The sequence below is a fragment of the Cytobacillus sp. IB215665 genome (assembly GCF_033963835.1).
Taxonomy (GTDB): domain Bacteria; phylum Bacillota; class Bacilli; order Bacillales; family SM2101; genus Nanhaiella.
On record NZ_JAXBME010000049.1, the window covers coordinates 1 to 931 of the forward strand.

The 931-nt window shown below is 35.0% G+C and carries 1 protein-coding gene; it reads left to right on the top strand.

Translation table 11 applies throughout. The features are described 5' to 3' along the window. Positions 1–158: 158 nt before the first annotated feature. Positions 159–931: transposase (locus SLH52_RS23265; RefSeq protein ID WP_320211563.1), on the top strand; the 773-nt coding region annotated here is incomplete at its 3' end.

The window sequence follows — 931 nt, forward strand, 5'->3', positions numbered from 1 at the left end:
AAGAGGCTGGGACAAAACCCACCTCTGAAATGAAAAAGCCGTTGAAATTTTACTCGTTGTAAAATTTCAACGGCTTTGTTTATTTTTGAATTAAAATAAGGACCACTTCTGATAAAATAAAGTTACCACACAAAATTTCATCCGAAAGAAGGGTCCTTATGTTTAAAAATTATATCATGAATCAACTAGTTTTGCCTTTAGATTTAGAAGTGAAATTACAAAAAAATGATATTGCCTTCCATGTCCATCATTTAGTTGAAAGTATTCCACATGAAGCGTTCGAACCATTTCTCCGAAATGAGGGTTGTCCTGCCTATCATCCACGCATGATGCTTAAAATTATCATATGTGCCTACACACAATCGGTCTTTTCTGGACGCAAAATTGAAGCTCTATTAAAAGACAGTATTCGTATGATGTGGCTAGCTCAAGGATATGAACCAAGCTATCGCACAATCAATCGCTTCCGTGTTCAACCAGAAGTGAAAGAATTAATTCGAGAATGCTTTGTCCAATTCCGTTGCCAATTAGTCGAAGAAAAACTTATTGATCAAGAAGCGCTTTTTATTGATGGTACAAAGATTGAAGCAAATGCGAATAAATTTACGTTCGTCTGGAAGAAATCCATTGAGAACTATCATGAGAGTTTAATTGAAAAATCAAACCAGCTATACAATGAACTACTTGAAAGTGAAATCATCCCTGAAATAGAACGTGAAACTGCTGAACAATTATCATTGGAAGAACTCACTCAATTAGTTAAAAAGGTAGACGATGTTGTAACTGAGTATGATAAACAAATTGAAGCTACGTCAGACGTTCAAGAACGAAAAGCCTTAAGAAGTGAACGTAAGTATCCGAAACAAGTTCGAAAGCAATTGATTGATTTCGTCTTACGCAAACAGAAATATCAACAGGACTTAGAAATCTT